We start from the raw sequence: 312 nt of genomic DNA, 5'->3' as shown, positions 1-312 counted from the left end.
CCACAGATCACGTGTACGCAATTGCGGCTTTTGGCAACAGCTATCACACCGATGGCCCATTTCTTCGTTACGTTGCAATGCAAAAGCTTCCCGCAGGCACACCCATTGCAGTAATGATTAACGGTGGAACTCCACCTGAAGAGTATAAAGGATTATTTCACTGTGTAGAACAATCTCACGTGATTGGCAAAGAAAAATAAATTTTGTATTGATTTTTTCCTAGTATTAAAAAATTTTAACTTATGAAATTTTCTAACGTTTGCGTTATTCTCCTTTTGTTCATTCTTAAATCACCTGTCTCGTCTGTACAAT

Annotated in this window: 1 protein-coding gene; it reads left to right on the top strand. The window is 37.8% G+C overall.

Annotation, left to right across the window (positions count from 1 at the left end):
- Nucleotides 1-200, top strand: a 200-nt coding sequence (locus N3F66_12050; protein MCX8124876.1) for a hypothetical protein, incomplete at its 5' end; no start/stop codon positions are given.
- Nucleotides 201-312: the final 112 nt, after the last annotated feature.

It is taken from the genome of Spirochaetota bacterium, from assembly GCA_026414805.1.
Classification (GTDB): domain Bacteria; phylum Spirochaetota; class UBA4802; order UBA4802; family UB4802; genus UBA4802.
This window is presented reverse-complemented; position numbering and strand designations above follow the sequence as displayed.